19 protein-coding genes and 1 other RNA gene are annotated in these 23946 nt (G+C 57.7%); 6 read left to right on the plus strand and 14 right to left on the minus strand.

Annotated features, from left to right (window positions below; genetic code table 11):
- Nucleotides 1-208 precede the first annotated feature (208 nt).
- From drmA to K5R88_RS24890, 4 genes are all read left to right on the plus strand, one after another.
- Nucleotides 209-4237, plus strand: a complete 4029-nt coding sequence (drmA, locus tag K5R88_RS24875; RefSeq protein WP_226298555.1) for a DISARM system helicase DrmA — start codon at nt 209-211, stop codon at nt 4235-4237.
- Between the two features lie 2 nt (nt 4238-4239).
- Nucleotides 4240-6096: a DUF1998 domain-containing protein gene (gene drmB / locus K5R88_RS24880; RefSeq protein ID WP_226298556.1), complete on the plus strand. Its 1857-nt coding sequence runs from the start codon at nt 4240-4242 to the stop codon at nt 6094-6096.
- Nucleotide 6097: 1 nt separating this feature from the next.
- On the plus strand, nt 6098-6862 hold the full coding sequence (drmC, locus tag K5R88_RS24885) for a DISARM system phospholipase D-like protein DrmC (RefSeq protein WP_226298557.1): 765 nt from the start codon (nt 6098-6100) through the stop codon (nt 6860-6862).
- 83 nt (nt 6863-6945) lie between these two features.
- Nucleotides 6946-7344 (plus strand): very short patch repair endonuclease, encoded by a 399-nt coding sequence (locus K5R88_RS24890; protein ID WP_230427572.1) that lies wholly within the window; start codon nt 6946-6948, stop codon nt 7342-7344.
- On the opposite strand, the gene K5R88_RS24895 is transcribed toward K5R88_RS24890, so the two are convergent.
- The 6 genes from K5R88_RS24895 to K5R88_RS24920 form a co-directional block, all read right to left on the minus strand.
- Nucleotides 7295-8359 carry a DNA cytosine methyltransferase gene (locus K5R88_RS24895; RefSeq protein ID WP_442963901.1) on the minus strand — a complete coding sequence of 355 codons (1065 nt, stop codon included), beginning with the start codon at nt 8357-8359 and terminating at the stop codon, nt 7295-7297. The two genes, K5R88_RS24890 and K5R88_RS24895, sit on opposite strands and share 50 nt — an antisense overlap.
- A 29-nt stretch (nt 8360-8388) precedes the next feature.
- Nucleotides 8389-8790 (minus strand): hypothetical protein, encoded by a 402-nt coding sequence (locus K5R88_RS24900; RefSeq protein WP_226298559.1) that lies wholly within the window; start codon nt 8788-8790, stop codon nt 8389-8391.
- A 322-nt stretch (nt 8791-9112) separates the two neighbouring features.
- A complete protein-coding gene (locus tag K5R88_RS24905; protein WP_226298560.1) occupies nt 9113-9310 on the minus strand; it encodes a hypothetical protein in 198 nt (65 codons plus the stop codon).
- Nucleotides 9311-9375: 65 nt separating this feature from the next.
- Complete coding sequence (radC, locus tag K5R88_RS24910; protein ID WP_226298561.1) at nt 9376-9873, minus strand: RadC family protein; 498 nt, start codon at nt 9871-9873, stop codon at nt 9376-9378.
- A gap of 18 nt (nt 9874-9891) precedes the next feature.
- Complete coding sequence (locus K5R88_RS24915; protein WP_226298562.1) at nt 9892-10860, minus strand: DUF932 domain-containing protein; 969 nt, start codon at nt 10858-10860, stop codon at nt 9892-9894.
- Nucleotides 10861-10952: 92 nt separating this feature from the next.
- Nucleotides 10953-11282: a hypothetical protein gene (locus tag K5R88_RS24920; RefSeq protein WP_226298563.1), complete on the minus strand. Its 330-nt coding sequence runs from the start codon at nt 11280-11282 to the stop codon at nt 10953-10955.
- Between the two features lie 279 nt (nt 11283-11561).
- Here K5R88_RS24920 and K5R88_RS24925 point away from each other — a divergent pair, with 279 nt between their 5' ends.
- Both K5R88_RS24925 and K5R88_RS24930 read left to right on the plus strand, forming a co-directional pair.
- On the plus strand, nt 11562-13340 hold the full coding sequence (locus K5R88_RS24925) for an ATP-dependent nuclease (RefSeq protein WP_226298564.1): 1779 nt from the start codon (nt 11562-11564) through the stop codon (nt 13338-13340).
- Complete coding sequence (locus K5R88_RS24930; protein ID WP_226298565.1) at nt 13333-15114, plus strand: ATP-dependent helicase; 1782 nt, start codon at nt 13333-13335, stop codon at nt 15112-15114. The genes K5R88_RS24925 and K5R88_RS24930 overlap by 8 nt, the downstream gene beginning before the upstream one ends.
- 105 nt (nt 15115-15219) lie before the next feature.
- Here the strand turns inward: K5R88_RS24930 and K5R88_RS24935 are convergent, their stop codons facing one another.
- The 8 genes from K5R88_RS24935 to K5R88_RS24970 form a co-directional block, all read right to left on the minus strand.
- Nucleotides 15220-16476 carry an integrase domain-containing protein gene (locus K5R88_RS24935; RefSeq protein ID WP_226298566.1) on the minus strand — a complete coding sequence of 419 codons (1257 nt, stop codon included), beginning with the start codon at nt 16474-16476 and terminating at the stop codon, nt 15220-15222.
- A 184-nt stretch (nt 16477-16660) separates the two neighbouring features.
- Nucleotides 16661-17054: a transfer-messenger RNA gene (gene ssrA, locus K5R88_RS24940) on the minus strand.
- 113 nt (nt 17055-17167) lie between these two features.
- Nucleotides 17168-17422 carry a hypothetical protein gene (locus tag K5R88_RS24945; protein ID WP_008029815.1) on the minus strand — a complete coding sequence of 85 codons (255 nt, stop codon included), beginning with the start codon at nt 17420-17422 and terminating at the stop codon, nt 17168-17170.
- 331 nt (nt 17423-17753) lie between these two features.
- The gene (locus K5R88_RS24950; protein ID WP_008036547.1) at nt 17754-18026 is read right to left on the minus strand and encodes a hypothetical protein; all 273 of its coding nucleotides are present in this window, start codon (nt 18024-18026) and stop codon (nt 17754-17756) included.
- Nucleotides 18027-18156: 130 nt separating this feature from the next.
- Entirely contained in the window at nt 18157-20967 is a 2811-nt protein-coding gene (locus tag K5R88_RS24955; protein WP_226298567.1) for an FAD-binding and (Fe-S)-binding domain-containing protein, read from the minus strand.
- Nucleotides 20964-21635, minus strand: a complete 672-nt coding sequence (locus K5R88_RS24960) for a LutC/YkgG family protein (RefSeq protein WP_226298568.1) — start codon at nt 21633-21635, stop codon at nt 20964-20966. The genes K5R88_RS24955 and K5R88_RS24960 overlap by 4 nt, the downstream gene beginning before the upstream one ends.
- Nucleotides 21635-23089: a LutB/LldF family L-lactate oxidation iron-sulfur protein gene (locus tag K5R88_RS24965; protein ID WP_226298569.1), complete on the minus strand. Its 1455-nt coding sequence runs from the start codon at nt 23087-23089 to the stop codon at nt 21635-21637. Before K5R88_RS24965 ends, K5R88_RS24960 begins: the two co-directional genes overlap by 1 nt.
- Nucleotides 23086-23910, minus strand: coding sequence for a (Fe-S)-binding protein (locus K5R88_RS24970; protein WP_226298570.1), 825 nt, complete (start codon nt 23908-23910; stop codon nt 23086-23088). Before K5R88_RS24970 ends, K5R88_RS24965 begins: the two co-directional genes overlap by 4 nt.
- Between the last annotated feature and the right edge of the window lie 36 nt (nt 23911-23946).

Consider the following 23946-nt stretch of genomic DNA (forward strand, 5'->3'; position numbering starts at 1 on the left):
GCCGAACTGTCTCCAGGGTAGGGGGGGATTTGGCAAGTGAGCCTAGTGGCTCTGGTTCCAGAGAGCCCTGTAGCCAGGAGGGCTGGGGGTATGGCGTGCGTGGCACGATGCGCCAATGGTGGAGCAAGAACGTGTCCTGAGCCGGTGTTAAAGTACCGAGAATCTCGTCAAAATGGAAAATATTGTGAATGAGGGCCGAAGAGTGAGCATGGAAGAGCGCAAAGGCGAGAGGAGCCTGGAGGCATGGGTTATCGTTGATCAAGGCTTGGAGCGTGATGCTCGCCTGGCCGACAAAGGGGTTCGCCTGAGGGGGCGGCACCCAGCCTTGCACGAAGGTGCCTGGGTTCTAGTTCTGAACCCAGCTGGTAGCATCGTTCGCATTGGCCATGTGCTGTGTGTACGTGTTGATACGGACTGCACTTCCTTGTATTTCGACAAGGCCAAGACGATAGAACCTGCAGTGGGGATCGGTAGCACCGCTTTGCTACCTCCGACCACTGGTTGCGTCGTGCGAGCTCCATGGACCGAGTTCGCTGAGGCTATTCCGCGTGCCCTCGGCATCACCCTTGCCGAGATTCCTCTGATCGAGAACGAGGCTTACGTTCGCGAGCTACTGCAGTGTGCCATCATGGACGATCTTTTGGGGCCTGCCGGTGGACCGGAAGAGCTCATCGTCGATATGAGCGTCCGCGATCGTTACCTCGTCGGCAAGCTTGCGCCGATGGAAAACACCGAACGCGGTGAGGATGTGGCTCCCCCGGAAAAGAATGAGGAGGACGAGCCTGCGGATCTGGAGCCGAAGTCCCAGTCGAACAAAGTCGACTCTCCTCAGAAAACTGGCGGCGGGGATTCCGAAGCCGAAGAGGAAGTGGATACGGCCTCGAACCAATCTCTCGCACCGTCGAGTATGGGCTTCACTTTTTGCGTCGATGGCGATGCGGAAAGTCTTGAGGTGGTGGTGAGTTGGGGGCGCTATGAGCGCTTCGACTCCGATGACCCTGCCCATGCCAAGGTGGTCAAGAAGGCGGTACGTGACGCCGAGGGCCGAGTGATCAAGACCACTGAGCAAGTTCTCAAGGCCAAAGTCTGGCGGCGCAAGCCTTCTGGGGGAACTTTTCAGTTGGCGCTGAAGGATGGAGTGATTTCTCCGGTCATCCCAGATTCGGCCTGCCCAGAAGTGCTCATCCAGGGGACGGTGCGTTCACCGAACGAGAAGGGTGAGCGATTGGTGACGCTATTTCTGGTGAACGGCCAAACGGAACCGGATGAAAATCGTGATACCGCCTGGGTGTTCCAGCCGGAAATCCTCGTGCGGGCCAATGACGAAAGTTCGGTGAAAGATGTATTCCGTCGCCGTCCTGCTTTGGAGGCGGATGCTGGCGCTGCGGATGATGACGATTTACGCGAGCGCTTGGCGCTGGAGATGATCTATCGCGATCGGGTCGAGTTCGCCGTGGGCCATGGCGTCGCAGTGCATGCGGTAGTTGGCCCGGATGTGGCCAAGGCGGTAGAGCTGCGCACGGCGGTGATGCCGCACTACGAAGTGCCGGTCACCGAAACGCCGGGCTTGGATCCGCAGGATCGGCCAGCGATGCGCAGATTGGTCGATGAAGGTCTGCTGGATATGAAGCGACTGGCAGAACTGGAGAGAGGCCAACTCGTCGCTGCACTCGGGATACTGACCGAGGACTATGCAGCATGGATCGAAGATCAGCGCGCACGCATCGAGAGCGATGCGGCCGGCTATGCGCAGCGGGCCGATGAGGCGCTGAGCCACTGTGAGTCGATCCTTATTCGTCTGCGCGAGGGCGTGGGGCTGCTGGCGACGGATGACAAGGCCCTGGCGGCCTTCCGTTTCGCTAACCGAGCGATGGCGATCCAGCGGGTGCATAGCGCGTGCGCTTTGCAGCGTCGTCGCGGGCGTGCTGTCGAGCTGGCGGAGTTCGATGTACCGAAGAACCGCTCCTGGCGTCCTTTTCAGTTGGCTTTCCTGCTGCTGTCCGTTCCTGGGCTGACCGATCCGAAGCATACAGATCGCACTCAGCCTCTGCAGGCCCATGCGGATCTGCTCTGGTTCCCAACGGGCGGTGGCAAGACCGAGGCCTACCTGGGCGTGGCTGCATTCACCATGGCGATTCGCCGCCTACAAGGAAACTTGGGGGGCTACGATTCGTCTCGCGGGCTGGCAGTGATCATGCGTTACACCCTGCGTTTGCTGACTTTGCAGCAGTTCCAGCGAGCTACCGCGTTGATCTGCGCGATGGAGCATATTCGTCGGGAAGCTCTGGCCACGGGCGACAAGTCCCTTGGCGAGAGCGCATTCACCATCGGCCTTTGGGTCGGTAACAAGGTGACGCCAGGTACTACGGAGGATAGCCACAAGTTCATTGAGGCCGTTCGCACCCCGGGAAGAAACCCTACCGGAATGGCTTCGCCGGCACAGCTGACAGGCTGCCCTTGGTGCGGAACCGAGATAGATCCGTGCAGAGACATTGAGGTCGACAAGATAGCTGGGCGTACGACGATCTACTGTGGCGACAAGCTTAGCGCTTGCGACTTCTCGCGCGGCCGTTCGAGCAAGCAGGCACACCCTGGTTTGCCGGTGATGGTCGTGGATGAGGAAATGTATCACCGCCCACCATCGATGATGATTGCCACGGTGGACAAGTTCGCCATGATGGCGTGGCGTGGTTCGATAAGGAACCTGTTCGGTCGGGTATCGAAGGAGTGTTCCCGGCATGGATTGCTCTGGCCTGGCTCGGATTGCAATACCGGCCACAGGGCTGTCGCGGGTAGGGCGGTTGCGACGGTCAAGACTATCTCTCCGGTGCGGCCTCCGGATCTGATCATCCAGGACGAGTTCCACCTGATCAGCGGTCCCTTGGGAACCATGGTGGGTCTCTACGAGAGTACGGTCGATGAGCTGTGCACGTGGCAGTTGGATGGTGAAGCGATCCGGCCGAAGGTGATCGCCTCCACTGCTACCGTGCGCAAGGCGCAGCAGCAGGTCAACAACGTATTCATGCGCCAGGTCTCGGTGTTCCCGCCCCATGGCTTGGACGTCGAGGACAACTTCTTCTCAGTGCAGCGGCCCATCGGGCAGAAACCAGGGCGGCGTTATCTTGGTATCTGCTCTCCGGGCAGCTCACGGCCGGCGATGTTGATCCGTGTCTACACGGCAGCGCTGACCGCGGCTCAAGCGCTGTTCGATCGATTCGGCAAAGCCGCCGACCCTTACATGACCATGGTGGGCTACTTCAACTCGTTGCGAGAGCTGGGTGGCATGAAGCGTCTGGCCGAGGACGACGTGCAGACTCGTGCGTACCGTGTGCAAATGAGCATGGTGCAGCGGCCCGGTCTGGCACAGCGCAGCGTCATGAATATCCGCGAACTGACTTCTCGGGTTTCGAGCCAGGACATCCCCAAGTATCTCGATCAGCTCGAAGTGATGTTCAAGTCCGAATGGGATCCCGAGAAAGGTAGGTACGTGACCAAGTGGGAGGAGGGCGATGCGCGTGCGATCGACATCGTGTTGGCGACCAACATGCTGTCGGTCGGTGTCGACGTCAACCGCCTGGGCATCATGGCGGTCAACGGTCAGCCGAAAGGGACGGCGGAATACATCCAAGCGACCAGCCGTGTGGGGCGTCAATTTCCCGGTCTGGTCTGTACCGTCCTGACGTGGGCTCGTCCACGCGATCTATCCCATTACGAGACCTTCGAGCATTACCACGCGACCTTCTACAAGCACGTCGAGGCGCAGTCGGTCACACCGTTCTCGCCGCGCGCGATGGATCGTGGTCTGACCGGCGCGATGCTGTCACTGATCCGTGCCAAGAGCGATGATTTCGCGCCGAACGACGGAGCGCAGAGCCTTAAACAGCCGAATCAGGCGGAAATGCTGGATGCCATGAAGGTGCTCGAAGCGCGCGCCGACAACATTGCGGAAGCACCTGCGAAGAAGCTCGCGGGCGACATGCTTAAGCAGCGTGCGGATCAGTGGGTGAACGAGGTAATGCAGGGGAACCGCATTTTGGCATATGAGAAGCGGGGGCCAGACAAGGACAGAACTGTTGCCTTGATCAAGGCACCAGGGGCGCAGACTTGGGATAACTGGACGGTACCAATGTCGATGCGTGAGGTCGAGCCTGGAGTTCGTTTGGTCATGAACTCGGCAAAAATCAAAGACGATATTCAATGGAAGCCTCGCCCTGCGGCGGCCGATAAGGACGAATGAGTATGGCAAACGAAAAGACCCCTGTTGGCTCGGTACGGCCGAGTCAGCTGCTGTGGACCTATGGCCCAGGTGCCCTGATCGATTTGCCTAACGTGTCGGTCATAACCTCTGGAATCGACGTTTGGGACAAGGACCGCTGTCAGCCGTTGATCGAAAATCGTCTGCTCGCAGCTGTGCAGAAGGTGCTTGGCCCTCAGGTCGAATCGCTACGTATGCCGCCCTTCACTAAGGGCGATTCAGTCGAGCCTTTTTCTGCAGAAGCCAATGTTGGTGTGCCGGTTCGTCCTTTCCCCCGCTGGCTGCGTTGTGTGAAGTGTGGGCTGCTGTCTCCCTATGACAGTGGTCTGTTCGAGCTCAAGGAAAGTCGGTACCGCCCAGAGGCGACACGTTTCGTTCACCAGGGTTGTCGAGGATCTAAGGGGGATCAACCTGCGAAGGATGCCGATGCCGTTCCGGCACGTTTCCTTTTGGCTTGCAAGAATGGGCACCTGGATGACTTCCCTTGGCAGTGGTTCGTCCACAGTGGCCCCAGCGATTGCATAGGGACATTGCGCTTCTACGAAAGCGGCGCGTCTCTTCAGACCGAGAATCTTTGGGTGAAATGCGATACCTGCGGTGCCGCGCGTAACATGGCCCAAGCGTTCGGGCGGATCGGTAAGGAGAATTTGCCAGGTTGCCGGGGGCGACATCCTCATCTTGATCAGTTCGAACTGGATTGCGATGCGGAACCTCGAGCTGTGCTGTTGGGGGCTACCAACAGCTGGTTTCCGATTTCCTTGTCTGCGCTGGCGATACCTCAGGCGAAGGATGGGCTGGCGCAGTTGGTAGAAGATGGTTGGAGTTTCTTCGGCGACCTGGATGAGCCGGAAGAGGTGCCCCTGACCATCAAGCTGTTGAAGAAGACTGGTTCGTTGCCCGGAATCGATCAGTATTCCGCAGAGGCAATCTGGGCTGCCATTGAGGCGTACCGGTCCGGTGACGACGAAGGCGTCACCGAGGCTGATATCAAAGGGCCTGAATGGCGAGTGCTGATTGATAATTCACCGGTGAATGATTATCCGCACTTCATGTCCGAAGCGGTAGGCGTTCCCAATGGTTTCCAAGGCAAGATCTCCAGGGTGTTGCTGCTGAAGCGCCTGCGCGAGGTCAACGCTTTGCTCGGCTTTACGCGAGTCGAGGCACCTGGCGACTCTGGCGGTAGCGGATCTGGACCGATCCAGGCACCGCTGTCACGCATGAAACCCGATTGGGTGCCCGCGAATCAGGTACACGGTGAAGGTATCTTCATTCAGTTCGATGAGCAGTCGATAGCCGAGTGGGAGCAGGGTGCCGAGGTTCAGGCTGCTGATGTGAGTCTGCGAGGCGGACATAAAGGTTGGCGGAACTCCCGACACCTACGTCCGCCAGAAGACGGTTACCCAGGTGCCCGCTACGTGATGCTGCATACCTTGGCGCATCTGCTGATCCGAGAGCTGGCGTTGGAGTGCGGATACAACGCAGCCAGCATTAGAGAGCGGATCTATGCTGAAGTGAGTGAAGAGGGTAATCAGTGCGGTTTCATCATCTACACGGCAGCCGCGGACTCCGATGGGACTTTGGGCGGCTTGGTCGAGCTGGGTAAGCCAGAAAACCTGGAGCGTCTACTAATCCAAGCTTTGCGGCGTGCGCGCATTTGCTCCTCCGATCCGCTGTGTGCTGAGCATGATCCGCAGAAAGACCGGAGTCTGCATGCAGCAGCTTGCCATGCATGTTCCTTCGTCGCGGAAACCTCGTGCGAGCGTGGCAACCGTTATCTGGACCGGGCGATGGTCGTACCTACTTTCGAGAATGCCACAGCGGCATTCTTTGAGGGTGCTTGAGGTGCGCGATCTACTTATCGCGATATCCGAGTTGGTTTCCATCGTCTCCTTTGACCGTATCGCCGCTTTGGCGACCAAGGTCAGGGGAATTGACGCAGCCAAAGCTGGGGATCTTGGAGCTGGAGTGTTGTCTGCAAAGGCGAGCAATGCGCTCAAGGTGATGATTAGTGCTTGGAAGGAGTCACCCTCCAGTGGAGAGACCCTGGCTGCAATGCTTTTGGCCGCTGCTCATGCATTTCGCCATGCGGAGAATCGGCAGAGGATTGAGCTCGTATGGACTGGTCCGACCACAGGGCTCGTTCCTGCTCGGCGAACCGAGCAGGCATTGATCCAGGTGATTGATGCTGCTCAGCAACGATTGTTTGTCACGAGTTATGTTGCTTACGACATTGAGTCGATCGCCAAGGCTCTGAAATCAGCGGCAGAGCGAGGTGTAAAGATCGAGTTCTTGATGGAGCTCTCGAGTGCGCAAGGTGGCAAGGTTAGCATCGACCCTATCGGTAATCTGCAGAAGATAGTTCCGGATGCACTGTTCTATGTCTGGAAAGACAAAGGTGCAGCGTTCGTTAATGGCAGTGTGCATGCGAAAGTCGCAGTGGCAGATGGGGCATATTGCTTCATCACCAGTGCTAATTTGACCGGATACGCAATGGATCAGAACATGGAGGCTGGGGTCTTGGTTTCTGGCGATCTATTGCCTGAGCAGCTCCATCGACATTTGGAAGCCTTGGCGATAACAGGGGTGATTGTTCCTATTGGTGGGTGATGGACTTATTCAACTTGCGAAGTTACATCTAGTCGATAAGAGGCGGGGTACACGTGAGTTCAGGTACGTCGCGAAGCGACATCATGCGGGCCGTCAAGCGGGCCCACACAAGACCGGAGGTTGTCGTTCGCCAAGCACTACATGCTTTAGGGCTCAGGTTTCGTCTGCATCGCCGAGATCTCCCCGGTTCGCCGGACATAGTCCTGCCGAAATTCCGGACGGTGGTCTTCGTGCATGGGTGTTTCTGGCACCGACATCCTGACTGCCGCTACGCGACTACCCCTAAGAGTAGACAGGAGTATTGGCTACCCAAGTTCGAAGCGAATGTAGAGCGTGATGCGCGGAAGGAAGCTCAGTTGCGAGAACTGGGCTGGCGTGTACTGGTGATGTGGGAGTGTGAAACTAAGAGCCTTGAGGCGCTGGAGGCCCGCCTCAGGCTTGAATTCGATCTTCCGCTTGGCGAACCGCTTCATAGGCCCTGATGTGTTGCATCAGGCTTTCTCCAATCACTTCTCCCAATCGCACCGGAACTGCGTTGCCGATCATGCGGCCAACGGCTTTGAAGGTGATCCGCTCTGGCTCCATGAACACGTAGTTTCTAGGAAAGGACTGTAGGATCGCTGCTTCACGCAGTGATAGAGCGCGGGCCTGATCAGGGTGACCGAAACGTCCGTTCCCGAAACCGTAGCAGAGGGTGGTCATCGTCGGGCTGGGGCAATCTGCGCGCATACGCCCGTATACGCTCGGATATGTTTTGCCGCTCGCTTTGCGATGGCATTCGGCGACTAGCTCCGGCGGCCAATCTTTCCAGGTTCCGCCCGGCCTGGAGTGAATGATGCGTCGCATGTTGATCGGGGTGAGTGTTGCTGCCCGGTGAAGTGGATCGTTCGGGTCACATTCTCCGGCCGCTAGGCGAGGCAGTGCGCCGATGGCGTCCTCGACATTGACTGGGGCGTCCAGATGCGTGGGAGGGATGATGCTTATGGGTATTCCCAGTTTGGAGGCGAGCAGAACATGGCGACGTCGCTGCTGTGGCAAACCGTATTCGACGCAAGCCACTCGCCCGTCCCAGATCTCGTAACCTTGGTCCCTTAGGCTTTGTACGAAGTCGTGGTAGACCTCGTGCTTGGTGACGTCAGGAACGTTTTCCATGGTTACCAGGTGAGGCTCAGTTTCTTCGATGAGGCGGCTGAAGTGATAGAGCAGCGGCCACTTACGATCGTTGCGGGTGTCTTTGCCTTGGTTGTAGGTCGAGAACGGTTGGCAAGGCGCACAACCGGCAAGTAGCCTGTATCGGTCAGGACGATACCAGGCCAGCAACTCTTCGGCTGTCACTTCCTGTACGTCTTTTTTGACAAAAGCAGCCTGGTTGTTCTCCTGGTAGGCGTATGCACATTGGCCTTCGATGTCGTACCCGGCATGCACTGTAATGCCGGTGTTGCGCATGCCAGCGGTGAGGCCACCAGCGCCACAGAAAAGGTCAACAGCATCAATCATTGGGATAGGTCCTCTTAGCAGGAGGTATTCTAGCTGGAACCTTTGTAAAGATCGAGCACGATATTTGGCACCGCTATCATATCGTGAGCTGTGTTTCGTGGACTTATGCCTTTGCTCTGATCGCCCGAACCTGTTCCATGCTCAGAAATTTGGTAAGTGGAGGGTGTCGGGCTGAACATCCCGAATCCGACCACTGCTAAATGGTGGCGGCAAAAATCCGGTCCGTTCAACCTATGGTGTCCCGGCTCATGCCAATAGTCTAGGTACGCTCGCTGGACAAGCTTTAGCTGAGATACAGGCACTTCAAGCATCTGCTGCTTGCTCACCGTATCCGAGGCAAAATCTGAAGCTGTCAGAACTTGCTTCCATGAACTGTAATCCAGCAGATTGATCGCTCGCTGAACGAGCACAAGTGATTTTATTGGATTCACCTGATCAAACTCCTCGTGCTCAGTGAAACCTTTTCGGTTGAGGTATATAAATCTCGCCGCCGATGCCAGCGACTCAGACTCTCCCAAATACAATCCGCATTGAAATGCCTCAGTTTGAAAGGGACAGTCGTGGTCAACTGACCGACCGAAAGCGCTGTTACCTACGCGGCCTTTCTTCGCGACCTGTTGTGATGATTTGGTAAATTCTTACTTGCATAAGTCACAAAAAAAGATTGAAGAGCCAACCCTGTAAATGGGCTGGTTCTTCAGTCTTTTTTTGTAGGTGATGGATCTTCTGGGTGCATGTGGGGGAGTGACGGACTCACCGTTGTTTGGCGCTGCTTGAAATGCGGGTGTCTGCTTTTCTCAGGAGGCAAGCGAAAAGACCGCATCCCAGCACGACGGCAATCAACAGAGGCGGAAAGCGCAGCATCAAGCAGATAGCCAGCACGAAGGCACTGCTGCCGGCGAGTACGCAAATGAAAATGAACAAAGTGAGAAAAAATCGAGGCACTGTCATGGACGTCTTTCCTGTAATGGGATGCTTAAAGTGCGAGTGATGGTGTGTCTTGCTGGATTGGATACTTATAGATAGCCGCGTTCGGCCAATGACACGCAGCCTTCCGAGCCGACAACGATATGGTCCAGTGTCTGGGTGCCTACCAGGTTGAGTGCATCTTTCAGCGCATACGTCAGCTTGCGGTCTGCCTGGCTGGGTTCCGGGTCGCCAGAAGGATGGTTATGCACCAGGATTACCGCCGCCGCGTTGTGCGCGAGTACCAGCTTCACCACCTCCCGTGGATGGACGCTGGCTTCTTCCAGAGTGCCGCGAAACAACTGATGAAAGCCGAGCACGCGGTGTTTGCTATCGAGTAGCAGCACTGCAAAAACTTCGTGCTCATAGTTTTGCAGTAGCATTTGCAGGTGGCTGAATACCTGATCGGGAGAGGTCAGCAACCGACCTTTGGCGAGACGCTGACGGGCCAACTGATGCGCCATGCGCAGAATGTCGATTTCGGTGACGGGGGAATCGATGAGGTAGTGGCCGGCGGTATCGCTGGCTTTGAGCTTGTGCAGTTTCATGAGTGGTTGTCCTTTGGCTTACGCCACGAGTTGCAGGGCTGCATCCAGCGCTTTCTGTTTGATCACTGCACCTTGGCCAAACCAGGCGGAATCCATTCGGTACTCCGAGCTTCTGGCACGTCGTTCGTGATCTACGTACTCCGTCATAGCGTTCAGCAAACCCCAGGCTGTGCCGCGAGCGGAGGCCAGATCAGCGCCTCGGCCTTTTCCTTCGTACAGGCTTTGTACCTTCTCCATCGCCCGCTTGTTGGGCACCACCTCGGGAATAGGGGCATGGGCGTTGGTGTCGCACAGCACGTTCATAAAAAAGCCAAGGGCCTCTTTCGACTGAACCTTGCGTTCGGCGAGGGTGCGCATCCGGTACATGAATTCGTCCCATTGCGAGACGGCAATGCCCAGTTGTTTCTTGACAGTTTGCGGATCAAAACGCGTGCGGTGTGCCACCTTGATGGCGTGAGTGGCGCCATTCAGAGAAATGCTGAGGGTATTGTTGCAGACCACGCGAACGGTGGTGGGCGTCGCGGTGGTGGCCAATGTCCCGTCGCAGGACGTGGCCAGCAGCAAGTAGCCGTTGACCTGGTCATTACCCTTGAGCGCTGCGCCCTGACCAGTACGCGCCAGCGCCCAGAACTTGCGACCGCCCTTGAGCACGCCGGCAGTTTCCAGCTCATAGCCGGAGACCTCGGTGAGATCCCGGTAGAACTCCAGCACCTCGCGGGGCTGCACGGTGTGGTACCGCTGGGAAACCACCGACAGCGGAGCCTTGGTATCCGAACGGAAGAGCACCTTCTGTTCCGGGAAGGAATGGATAGCGCCTAGGTGGCCGACGGCATCCGACTTGAAGTGCACGAGGCTTTCTTGAATCTGCCAGTCCATGCCGGCTTCGCGTTGCCAGACTTCGATGGGTTGTTTCTGTGTGAGCTGATTGCCCAGGCCATGCCACGGAGTAGCGCCAGCGTAGGCCATTGTTTCGACGAGATGAGCCATGGTTGAGATTCCTTGGGGTGCATGCCGGCATAAGCGCTGTGCGAGGCGCAGCACTAACCGGACGATTGAAATGAAGGGGAGTGGTGCCGGAATCAGGCCGGCAGGTTGAAGCGGTGACCGCAGAGCAGGCAGAGGTTGTGGGCCAGGACGTGACGGTCGAGCGACTCACCGAGCTGAGCGCCGAGCGCGCAGCCGCCCACTCCACCGGCCAGGCCGCCGAGGATGGCGCCCGACACGGATCCAAGGGTGATGCCGACAGGCCCGGCGAATGCGCCAATCAGCGCCCCAGCCTGGCCGCCAGCCAGCGCAGCGCTGACGCCGCGCGCAGTACCGCACACAGTGCCGATGGCCGCGCCGATCTTCATGGCGTGATGGAAAGAAGCGACTTTGGAGGAGTGACAGCGAGGGCATTGCAATGACATGGGGCGAACCTCCTTGGTGGTGATGTCATTGCTGTTATGTAGGGCTGAGATTTTTTCGAATCGAATCAACCCAATGTCGGGCGAGTGATTCAGTTTCTACGGCAGAAAGCGACCCGAAACAGCCTCTCGCTCTGGCCGTACCCCTGACGGAGTAGCTTCGTGCTGCTCGCGTTGATGCCTGCCATTCATTACAGTGGAGGGCTTGTAGACTGACTTTCGCTTTCGGTCGCGACGCCCGTACAAGCGTAAAGACGAGAACCGCATGAGAGAGGGAATTACATGCGCCTAGCAAATTTGAGCATTCGCAACTTCCGCAACTTTGCGACGATCGATATTCCGCTTGCCGGCAACGTGGTGCTGCTTGGCGAGAACCGCGTTGGCAAGAGCAATCTGCTTTTCGCCATTCGGTTAGTGTTCGATCCGACTCTTCCTGATTCATTACGGCAGTTGAAGCTTTCAGATTTCTGGGATGGCTGCGACATGACGGCGAACCCGCAGATTGAAGTGCATCTCGATTTTGCCGATTTCGATGGCGACGATGCACTGATTGCTTTGCTAACCGACTTTCGCACCGCCTGCGATCCCAAAGTCGCGCGACTGAGCTATGTCTTTCGTAAGAAGTCCGAGGTCAGCGGTGCGCCGCAGTCGGGCGAGGATTGCGAGTTCATCGTCTATGGAGGGGGTGATGAATCTCGCGCCATACCAAGTCGGGTACGCCGCAGGATCGCTCTCGACATGCTCGATGCCTTGCGCGATGCCGAAGGACAGCTCGCGTCATGGCGCTATTCTCCACTTCGGCCGTTGCTTGAAGATGCGGTTGCTTCAGTCAGCCGAGCCGACTTGGAAGGCGTCGCCGCTGATCTGGAAGCGGCAACCAAGAAGATGGAAAACTTCTCGTCAGTGAAAGAACTCGAAGACTCGCTGCGCTCGGGTATTCTCAATCTGGCCGGCAGTGCGCATGACATCGGTGCACGGTTACGCTTCGCTCCGACCGATCCGCTGCGACTTTTTCGCTCGATAGCGATGTTCATAGACGAAGGAAAGCGCGGTATCGCCGAAGCTAGCCTGGGCTCCGCGAACGTCGCGCTGATCGCATTAAAGCTAGCCGAGTTTGCTTGGCGGCGCGCGAAGAACGAGCGTAACTATTCACTGCTTTGCATTGAGGAGCCAGAGGCTCATCTTCATCCCCAGCTCCAACGAGCCGTCTTCGACAAGCTCTTTCAAGATGCCGACCCAGCTCAAGCACTGATCGTCACCAGTCATTCCCCGACTCTTGCTGCGGTTGCACCGCTGCGATCAATCGTAACCTTACGGTCAGTAGGAGGCACGTCCAGCGCTTATTCGCTTGCCACGCTGCCAGTTACACCCGATGAACTTGACGATATCGAACGATATCTGACCGCTACGCGATCTGAGTTGCTTTTCGCACGAGGTGTCATCTTTGTCGAGGGCGACGCTGAGGAAGCGCTGCTCCCTGGGTTCGCAGATGCACTGGGCAATAACCTGGACCGACTCGGCATCACCATCTGCAATGTTGCTGGCACCAATTTCACACCATATGTGAAACTCGCTGCCGGCCTCGGTCTGCCGTTTGCGGTCGTTACCGATTGGGACCCGCTCGACGGCACCAAACCGCCGCTCGGCAAGGCGCGGACGCTGGGGATATATGATGCCTGGAGCGAGGTTACTGGAGCGCCTCCGTTGTCCCCCGCGGACCGCCCATATTGGGAAGCGGCAGATTTCGCAACCTTCAGTGAGGGTTGGGAGCCGCAAGGCATCTTCCTGAATGACCAAACCTTCGAGGTAGCTGTAGCGAACACGCCCAATCTACTTGGGGCGCTGCTCGACATACTCGTCGAGCAAGGATTTGGTTCCATACGCACGGCGCGAATCGCCGCTTGGCGCTCAGGCACGGAAGTCAACCCCGACCAGTTACTTGCCATGGTTTCCGACATCGGAAAAGGCCGCATGAGCGGAAAGCTCGCGAAGAAGCTGCCCGGGCTAACACCGCCTGCCTATATCGCTTCCGCCATCCAGTTCGTGGCATCCCGTGTCTAATCGTCTCGCGCTCACACGAGCGCTTGCGGAGCTCGAACGCAACCCGGAGCAATACGATGCAGCACACGAGCGCAGGCACTGCATCGTCCTGGCTGGTCCCGGCAGCGGTAAAACCAAGACTTTGACCACCGCCATGGCGCGCACGCTAATGGAGGACGTGGTCGATCCGCGCGGGGTCGCCTGCATCACCTATAACAACGAGTGCGCGATCGAACTTGAAACGCGTCTCGCGAAGTTCGGCATCATGACCAGCGATCGCAGTTTCATTGGTACCGTCCACAGTTTTGCGCTCACTCAAGTCATTGCGCCTTATGCACGCTGCATTGCGGGGCTTCTCCCTAACGACTTTCGCGTGGCTACACGGAGTGAGATCAGCGCCGCGGTCGAGGCAGCCTATGAGGCAGTGTTCGGCGATGCAGGCAACCCACAAGACCGCTGGCGCTTCGCCGAGGAAAAACGCCGCTGCGATGTCGATCGCAGCCTGCCCTCCTGGAGAGGGCAAAACTACGAACTTGCCGATTTCATTGAGGCCTATGAGGCCGAGTTACGACGCAATGGCTTGATCGACTTCGACGACATGCCGCTTATCGCTTTTCGCATGATCAAGGATCATCACTGGATCCGTGGCGCACTACGAGCTCGCTTCCCAGTCCTGTTCGTTGACGAATATCAGGATCTGGGCCACGCGCTCCACGAGTTGGTGTTGCTGCTCTGCTTCGAAAGCGGCATTCGTCTGTTCGCGGTAGGGGATGCCGATCAGTCCATTTACGGTTTCACGGGTGCCAACCCAGAACTGCTTCAAAGCCTAACCGAACGGGGTGATGTCAGTACGATCCGTCTGCGCTTCAACTATCGCTCGGGTGCGAAGATCATCCGCGCCTCCTTGGGTGCGCTCGGCGAAGAGCGCGATTATCGCGGTGTTGAAGGCGCTCCCGATGGCGAACTGACCTTCTGGCCTGTAAACGGAGACCACAATCTACAGGCGCAACATATCGCCGAGACCATCCTGCCAACGCTGCTCGGCCGCGGCTTTCAATCCGAACAGATTGCCATCCTCTATCGCGCCGCATGGCTCGGCGACAAAGTCGCCGAAACACTCGAACGCTCTAATACAGCCTTTATACGCACCGACAGTAATGCGCTGGTTAAGCGCAGCTCCCGCCTTGCTCGCTTCATCGAAGCCTGTGCCGGCTGGGTAACGGGCGGATGGCGTGTAGCAGAACCACCCTATGACCGATTGCTCGGCCAAGCTCTTGCTCTCGTCTATGGCGGGCGGGCGAGCGAGATCGAGGAACAGGCGCTTTCACGCCAATTGATAGCGTTCCTGCGCAGCTGTATTGATGCGGGTGAGACTACACACGCTTGGTTGCGCCGCTTTTACCAAGAGCTGATCGCACCATGGCAGGCCATAACACGAAACGCCCATCAGGAATGGGAGGTTTGCTCGGAAATGATGGAGCGGACCAATCCGGAGCAGGGCCGTGACATGCCGCTCATTGCTTTCTCTGGCCGGATTGAAGGCTCCGGTCGCATCACCTTGAGTACGTTACACAGCGCCAAGGGGCGCGAATTTGATGCCGTCATTCTATTCGGCATCAACAATGGCGATTTCCCCAGCAAGCGTGACAAGCAGAGTGACCGGGCGCTTCGTGAGGCGCGCCGGCTGTTCTATGTTGGTGTGACACGCCCTCGAAAAGAACTGGTGCTTGTCTATCAGAAGAATTTTCACTCGCCCTGGGTCGCTGAACTCTATCAGCGCAGTCAGCAGGGGTGAGATCTGCTTGGTTCGTTGCGTTACTGCTGACGCCATTATCGTCTCTGAATCGCTTTTGAGTTTCTGTACTTTACGGATGGAACTCCCTCTCGTATCTACGAACTCTCAGCGTATTGAGACGACTTTTCTGTTCTGATTTTCCTTGATAGCTGACATTGAGAGGTTGCCGGTCGCTGCTTCCTGGATGTGTTCGCTCCACCAGGACATCATCGGTCGTCTGCGTTCGATGTAGTCCGCCCGGTTATAAGCACTGCGAACCTCATCCTTGTCCACGTGGGCAAGCGCCACCTCGATCAGTTCAGGATCCCAACCGTGCTCGTTGAGGATGGTACTAGCCATTGAACGCATGCCATGGCTTACCAGACGACCTTCGAAGCCCATGCGCTTTAGCGCCATATTGGCTGTCTGGCTGTTGCAGTGGGTGCGAGGATTACGGTCTGCAGGGAACACGTACTCTCGGTGCCCACTGTAGGGCTTGATTGCTTCCAAGAGTGCCATGGCTTGCTCCGTGAGGGGGATAATGTGCGTCCGGCGTTTCTTCATGCGTTCTGCTGGAATCGTCCAGATCCGCTTGTCGAAGTCGATATCTGCCCAGCGGGTGGTTGCTGCCTCGGCAGGGCGGGTCATGGTGTGGAGCTGCCATTCGATCAGGCAGCGTGTCGTCCTTTTTATGCTGGCGTTGGCGATTGCTACCATGAGCTCATTCAGCTCATCGGGAGGGAGTGCCGCCATATTCTTCTTTTTCGGTTTCTTGAAGACTGAGCGGATCCCGCTAAGAGGGTTCGCGTGAATTAGTCCCGAATTGACCCCGTAGGTCATGATCTCGTTGAGTCGCTGTGTCAGGCGTTTAACGGTTTCGAGGCTGCCCTTGGTTTCAAGGGGTCTGAGCAAATTAATGACCTTAGGGGCACTGATGTCTGAGATCGGTGTGGTGCCCAGGTCCGGGAAGATGTGCAGCGTGAGAGAGCGCCAAATGTCTTCGGCATAGGCTGGGGTGACTGAGTCCTTTTTGAGTTCAAACCACGCTGTCGTCACGTTTTCGAAAGTGTGTTCTGTGGCCGCTTTTTTCGCTTGTCGATCCGCGTCGCGCCTCTCTTTCGGGTCCAGCCCCTGAGCAACGAGCTCCCTGGCCTCCACGGTTCGCTTGCGTGCTTGAGCCAGGCTCACCTCGGGGAAGGTGCCTAGTCCCATGTTGATCCGTTTTTTAGTTACGGGATGGATATAGTTGAAATTCCACAGCCTTGAGCCATTGATTCTCACTCGCATTTGAAGGCCGTTGCCATCAGTCAGCGTGTAGTCCTTTTCCTTAGGTTTGGCGGCTTTGACTTTGAGGTCTGAAAGGCGCGTGGCTTGGGCACCCATGGTGTACTCCAGTGCTGTTTGTGTATTCCAAAAATTACCAGCTGAGAGCTTGGAATACCACTTGGAATACACAGTCCCATAGACGTTCGTGGACGCTCAGGGATCTTGTTAGCGCTGCAGTCCCCGTATTTACTGGGTTTCAGGCACAAAAAAAGACGTCCGTGGACGTCTTTAGATGTGTATTTGGTGGAGCCGGGGGGATTTGAACCCCCGTCCGCCAGTACTCCGCTGTCGGTACTACATGCGTAGCCGTGTCTATTAAGTTAACCCTCAGCGACCCGACGGGCAGGGTGCTTTGGGCGAGTTGTGTAAGTTTTAGCCGCTTCGTCCACAACGTACTGCACGGCGATTCTGTTCTATATGACAATCACTTTGGGTTTACAGACATCCCCTGATGATTGCTGGACCCGAAGGTACCAGAAGGGAAGGGCTAAGGCTGCTTACGCAGCGAGAGCGTATTCCCCGTAGGTTTCGTCATTGGCAACTATAAGAAGTTGCAACAGTGGATTTACGAGTTCTGTTACCAACTCGGCATGCACCTAAAGTTTCGCGACCGGCGTCGAATCCTAAACGGCCCCGTGCCTGTTGCTCTGTGAATCAAAGTGAGCAGCAAGCCTGCGCAGTGTACGCCAACGTGGCTCAGAAGGCCACCCGATGCTTGGCGCGAGTGATCATGGGGTGGGATCTTTGCTCAGTTTGCCAGCGACAATCCCTGGGTGGCCTCGGTGACGCATTTTTTGTCGTCCCCGGCAGCTTTTGAAGCTTCGGCACTGGCCAGCAGTCTTTTGATCTCCATTGTGGTGTTGTCGGCGCTCGCCGGCAGTGCATTCACTTTGGCTTTGAGCTGTTGCAGCTTGCTCGTACACAGGTCGTTGTCCGCTGCAAATACGGGAGAAGCCAACAGTGCAGCAGACATGAGCAAACCAGCGATCGCGGTACGTTTCATGGGTATTTCCTTGTACGGGTAGTCTCGGTGCTGCCATAGGGGCGGGGGCTCGGCCGAGGTCGAAAAACAAGCCACGATTGATCGGCCCTAACTAAAAGACTACGACGCTGCGCAAGAATTCGCTTTTCACCTGAAGGCTATGGAAAAAAGGTCCATGCAGGACCAAACCCCAGAAGCAACAAAACCCGCAGTTGGCGGGTTTTGGTTTGTTTCGCATTGGGTGGAGCCATCCTGAGCGCTCCCTGGCCTGTTGCTCTGTGAATCTTGATGAGCAACAAGCCTGCGAGTTGAACGCCAGGAAAGCCCAACCGAAGGTTGGCATTGTGCCGGGTTACTTCCCGCCTTTGTTCGCGTCCTTGATTTGCTTGATCGTTTGTTCTGTCTCGGCGATGCAATCGTCAGTCCCTTCCTTGGTGCCTTTTGCCTGATCGGCTTTGGCTTGCTTGACGCTGTCCATTACCTGATCAGACATTTCTGGAGGCGTCTGTGCCCTGGCATTTTCGATGGTTTTAATGTTGACCGCACAGAGGTCTTCAGCGGCAAACGAGGGGGACGCCATCAGCGAGACAGTAACGAACAGACCTAACAGTACAGAACGTTTCATGAGTATCTCCTTGAACTGAGGGCTCAGGTGTTTACCGGCCATCAGAACGGGCTGCCGAGGTTGGGTAAGGCCCGGCAATGTCCGGGCTTAACCAGTGGACTACGACGATTTGTCAGGGTTCTATTTTTCTTCAGATGCCCCTCGGCTGTGTGACCCGATCCACCAGATAGACCAGCCCGTGGTAGTCGATTCCGCCATGTTGCGTCAGACCGATCTCACAGGTGCGGCTGGTCGAAATCCCCTCGCTGCACTGTTGCACCGCGTCCTTGAGCGTACGCAGCGAATGGGCATTCAGCTCCGGCGTGGTGAAGCCCTTGTCACCGGCAAATCCACAGCAGTGAATGCCTTCGGGGATGACCACGTTTTTGCTGCACTTGCGCGCCAGATCAATCAGCGCCTGGCTTTCCCCGAGGTGCTGAGTGCTGCACGTGACATGCACGGCGATGGGCGCTTCCTGCGGTGTGAAGTCGAGTCGATCCATCAAATGCGTACGGATGAAACGCACTGGGTCGTACAGGTCCAGTCGAACATCTCCCAGGTCCTGAACCAGTCGCAAGGTGCAGGGGCTGGTGTCGCAGTAGATCGGATCGAGCCCGCCACGGCTGGCGTGCAGTAGTGCGCCAATCAGTTCCTGGCGCTTGTGTTCGGCCTGTTCGGCGTAGCCCTTGGAGGCAAACGGCTGGCCGCAGCAGAGACTGTCCTGATTGTCCGGAAAGACTACCTGGTATCCGGCTTTTTCCAGCAGGCCACGGGTTTTGTCGTACAGCGACATTTGCTCTTTATCACCGGCCGCCGGGCCCATGACCCGCGAGACGCAAGCCGCCAGGTACACCACGCGAGGGCGCTCGTCCGACACGATCGGGCTGAAGCGAATGGCTTTTTCTGGCTGCGGCATGGCGTTGGTCCATTGTGGGACCTGGCCTTTGGACAACTTCGTCAGCGTTGCCGAAAGCTTCGCCAGACGTGGCGCCCCCAGCAGCATCCGCGCGCCATTGGCCACATGCAGGGTGAAACGGGCGCCTTGCAGCGCGGTGGCGAAATTGCCTTCCAGCCAATTGGCAGTTTTCGTATGCGTCGCCTTACGGCCGCGAAGCTTTTTCACCAGCTCGCCAGTGTTGATTCCTACAGGGCAACGCTGTGCGCACAACCCGGTGGCGGCGCAGGTGTCGATGCCTTGGTATTCGTAAGCGGCTTCGAGTTCCGTGGTGTCCACACCGGCACGTTTTTTTGCCTGAATGTCTCGCCAGATCACGATGCGCTGGCGCGGGCTCAGGGTCAGGCCTTTCGACGGGCAGACCGGCTCACAAAAACCGCACTCGATGCACTTATCCACAATCTCGTCGGCGGCCGGCAACGGCTTCAGATGTTTGAGGTGGATCTGCGGATCGTCACTGAGGACCACGTCCGGGTTGAGAATGCCGTTAGGGTCGAGCAGGCGTTTGAGCTGCCACATCAACTGGTAGGCATCGCTGCCCCATTCCAGCTCCACGAACGGCGCCATGTTGCGACCGGTGCCGTGCTCGGCTTTCAGCGAGCCGCCGAATTCCACCGCGACCAACTGCGCCACGTCGTCCATGAACGCCTGATAGCGTGCGACTTCTTCCGGGTTGTTGAAGCCTTGGGTGAAGACGAAGTGCAGATTACCTTCCAGCGCGTGTCCGAAAAGGATCGCTTCGTCGTAGTGATGCTTGTCGAACAACTCGATCAGACGATTCACGCCGATGGCCAGTTGTTCTACCGGGAAGGTCACGTCTTCGATGATCACCGTGGTGCCGGTTTTGCGCACCGCGCCAACGGCGGGGAAGGTGTCCTTGCGAATGGCCCAGAGGCGGGCGTTCTCGATTGGGTCTTCGGTGAAGTCGACCTGTTTTTCCACGGGGAACGAAGTCAGCGACGCCATGATTTGCGCCAATTGCTCGTGCAGCAAAGTCGACGACGCCGCGCGGGATTCGATCAGCAGTGCGCAGGCATTGTTCGACAGATGCTGTACGAAATCCGGCATGCCGGGTTTGTTCTGTACTGAACGCAGACTGCGACGGTCGAGCAGTTCCACGGCCGACACCGGTTGGCTTTTCAGTACAGTGACGGCGTTGCAGCAGGTCTCCACATCCGGGAACACGATCAGTGCCGACGCCTTGTTCGGGTGGTCGATCACCGTGTCGTAGGTCACGGCACTGATGAACCCCAGCGTGCCTTCGGAACCCACCAGCAAGTGGCTCAAGATATCCACAGGCTCGTCGTAATCCACCAGGGCGTTGAGTGACAGGCCAGTGGTATTTTTCAGACGGTATTTGTGGCGGATTTTTGCAGCCAATTCGGAATTGGCGCGGGTCTCGCGGCCCAGTGTCGCTAAACGTTCAAGCAACGCTGCGTGGCTCTCACGAAACGCCGCGACGCTCGCCGCATCTTCGGTGTCGAGACGGCTGCCGTCGGCGAGCACCAGGCGAATACCGGCCAGTGTGTGATAGGTATTTTGCGCCGTGCCGCAGCACATGCCGCTGGCGTTATTGGCGACGATACCGCCGATTTTGCAGGCGTTGATCGAGGCTGGGTCGGGACCGATCTTGCGTCCGAACGGCGCCAGCCACGCGTTGGCCTGTGCGCCGATGACGCCCGGCTGCAGACGGATTTGCGTGCCTTGTCCGCGGATCTCGCGCCCGTTCCAGTTATCCCCAAGCACGATCAGCACCGAATCGCTGATGGCCTGGCCGGACAGGCTGGTGCCGGCGGCGCGGAAGGTCACCGGAACCTGATCCCGTTGCGCCAGTTTCAGTAGCGCCACCACTTCATCTTCAGACTCGACGCGGATCACCAGTTGCGGAATCAACCGGTAGAAACTGGCATCGGTGCCGAACGCCAATGTCGACAAGGGGTCGTCGAACCGTCGTTCTTGAGGTATCAGTTGCTGCGCATCTCGCAGGAAAGTCGCCGGTAGAGTCATTGGTCCTCCAGGATCAAAACCACCAGGTCTTTCGGGCCGTGGGCACCGTAAGCCAGGACTTGTTCGATGTCGGCCGTTTTCGACGGGCCGGACACTAACAGCGCGTTGGTCGGCATGCCGTGAGCCCAGTTGAACTCCTGCTGCACCTGATAGAAGTTGTCACGGATTTCACTGGCCTTGAGCAGGGCGAAATGTACGGGTGGCACCAGGCTCATCAAGCGTGGTTCTTCCCGCGTCGGCCAGAGAATCAGACTACCTGTGGCGGCGATTGCGCCGAGGGTGGTGGTGAGGCTGGCCGGTGTGTCGTTGAACAGCTCGGCTTTCCATTCTTCCACCGGACGGTCGTAGGCCTGCAGCGTCGGCAAGCCGGGATTTTTCGCCCAGTGCTGAGTGACACGTTGACCGTGCGACGTCGTCGGCGCAATCAACAGGCTCGGCAGCTGACGATCCTGCAGCAACTGAGCAAGCAACGAAGGCCAGGCTTCGCCGGACGTCAGATGGATTTCTGTGTGCACCGCTTCCATCAGTTTGCGCAGCTGCGGAATGCGTTGTTCGGGGGCGTAGGTGTACGGCGCTGTCACCAGTTCGACGTCGAACTCGTCAGGCACGGGCGTGGTGCCGGTCAGACTTTTCCGTAACTTGGCGAGGATGTTTTGCTTGGCGCTCATCAGCGGTCTCCCTGTTTGGCCAGATGCTCGCGGGCCATGTCGTGCAGTGAGCGGGCAGCCGGTTTCGGGGCGCTGTGGTTTTGCGTCCATGGGCCGACGTTGCTCGGTGCGAGGGCACGCAGGCGCGTGGCGACAAAGCCGAACAGTCGATACAGCATCGGCGAGCTGTTGAGTTTCGCCCAGGCATTCCAGATAAAACGCTCCTTGCGCGAATACTTGCTGCCCTGGCCGCGCATCACTTGATGCGGGCTGTCCGGGGCTTTGACGTTCTCTTCCCGCAGGCGACGCAGTAGGGAAGGGATAGGGATTTTTACCGGACAGACTTCGCCGCAAGCACCACACAGCGAGGAGGCACTCGGATGATCCGGGACATTCGCCAGGCCGACCATGTGCGGCGTGATGATTTTTCCGATAGGCCCAGGGTAAACCTCCCCATAGGCGTGGCCGCCGATTCGAGTGTAGACCGGGCAATGATTCATACAGGCGCCGCAGCGAATGCAGTTCAGGGTCTGGCGCAATTCACTGTCGGCAAAGGCCTGGCTGCGACCGTTGTCCAGCAGCACAAGGTGCACTTCCTGCGGGCCATCGAGTTCATCGGCCTTGCGTGGGCCGGAGATCATATTGACGTAGGTGGTGATCGGCTGGCCGAGGGCCGAGCGGGTCAGCAGTGACACCAGCGGCACCACGTCACGCAGGTTTTCCACGACTTTTTCGATGCCGGTAACGGCGATGTGTACCGGCGGCACCGTGGTGGTCATGCGCCCGTTGCCTTCGTTTTCCACCAGCAGCAAGGTGCCGGTTTCGGCCACGGCGAAGTTGACGCCGGAGACGCCGATGTCCGCTTCGAAGAATTTCTGCCGCAAGACTTTGCGACCGATCTGAATGAGTTGGTCAACGTCCTTGGTGTATTCCACGCCAAGTTTGTCATGGAACAAGGACGCGACCTGACCGGCATTCTTGTGGATCGCCGGCATAATAATGTGTGAAGGCTTCTCGTGGTCGAGCTGGACGATGTACTCGCCCATGTCCGATTCCAGGCATTCAATGCCCCGTTCAGCGAGGAAATGGTTCATCTCCATTTCTTCGCTGACCATCGATTTGCCCTTGATCACTTGCCGCCCCTCGTGAGCGCGGATGATCGAGAGGACGATGCCATTGGCTTCGTCCACCGTTTCCGCCCAGTGCACTGTCACACCGTTGCGGGTCAGGTTCTGTTCAAGTTGCTCGAGCAGGTCGGGCAACTTCGATAACGCACGGGCGCGGACAGCGTTGCCCAGCGCTCGCAAATGTTCTCTTTCATGGGCATCGCTGAAGGACGCTGCCCGTTTTGTCATCAGAGAATCCATCGCAGTGCGAAAGTTGTTTCGCAGTTGCTTGTCACCCAACGCCTTGTGCGCGCGGGTGCGGAAATCTTCTTCTACGGCAACCGTAGGAATAATCGCGGAAGCGTTCATTGAACACCTCCGGTGCGCTGCCAAAGGAAACTGGCCAGGTGTTGGCCGCGCAATGCTTCCTTCTGTTTCTCCAGCGAGCCGTTTATGTTCATCAGGCAACCGCAGTCGGCACTGAGTACCTTGTGCGCACCGGATTCCTTCAACGCCCGGGTCTTGTCAGCCACCATCGCGCCGGAAATGTCTGGCATACGGACGCTGAAAGTCCCACCGAAGCCACAGCATTCACTTTCATGGCTGTGCTCGACTCGCTCCACATTCCCCAACTGCGCCAACAACTCGCGGCCGTGCAAGTGGGTGTTCATCTCACGACGTGCCGAACACGATGTGTGCAACGCCACTTTGACCGGTTCGCCGCTGTCCTTGAGCTGCACCTTGCAGACAAACAACAGAAACTCGGCCAGCTCATATGTCCGGGCCGCCAGGGCCTGAACCTGTTTCAACGTTTGCGGCTCGTCCTTGAACAAGTCGGCATAGTGCTCGCGCAGCATGCCGGCGCACGATCCCGACGGCACCACCACCGGATAATCTCCAGCGAACAGCGCCAGTTGCGCGCGTGCCACGGTCCGGGCCTGGTCGGTGTAACCGGAGGTGTAGGCCGGTTGCCCGCAGCAGCTTTGCCCTTGCGGGTACTCGACACGAATGCCTTCGCGTTCCAGCAGGTGAATCGCATCCATCCCGGCTTCCGGGTAGAACAGATCAACCACGCAGGTCCCGAACAGGTAGACCCGTGCCGGTTTTTCGCTGGGATATTGCCGAGGCTCGGGCAGTGGCGGGGCGACGCGGGTCGCGTTCGGCACGGCGTTGTAAAAAAGCTCGCTCATCAGGCGTGTCTCCGGGTGGTCCCGGTTATCCGTCCG

The organism is Pseudomonas sp. MM213, assembly GCF_020423045.1.
Taxonomy (GTDB): Bacteria; Pseudomonadota; Gammaproteobacteria; order Pseudomonadales; family Pseudomonadaceae; genus Aquipseudomonas; species Aquipseudomonas migulae.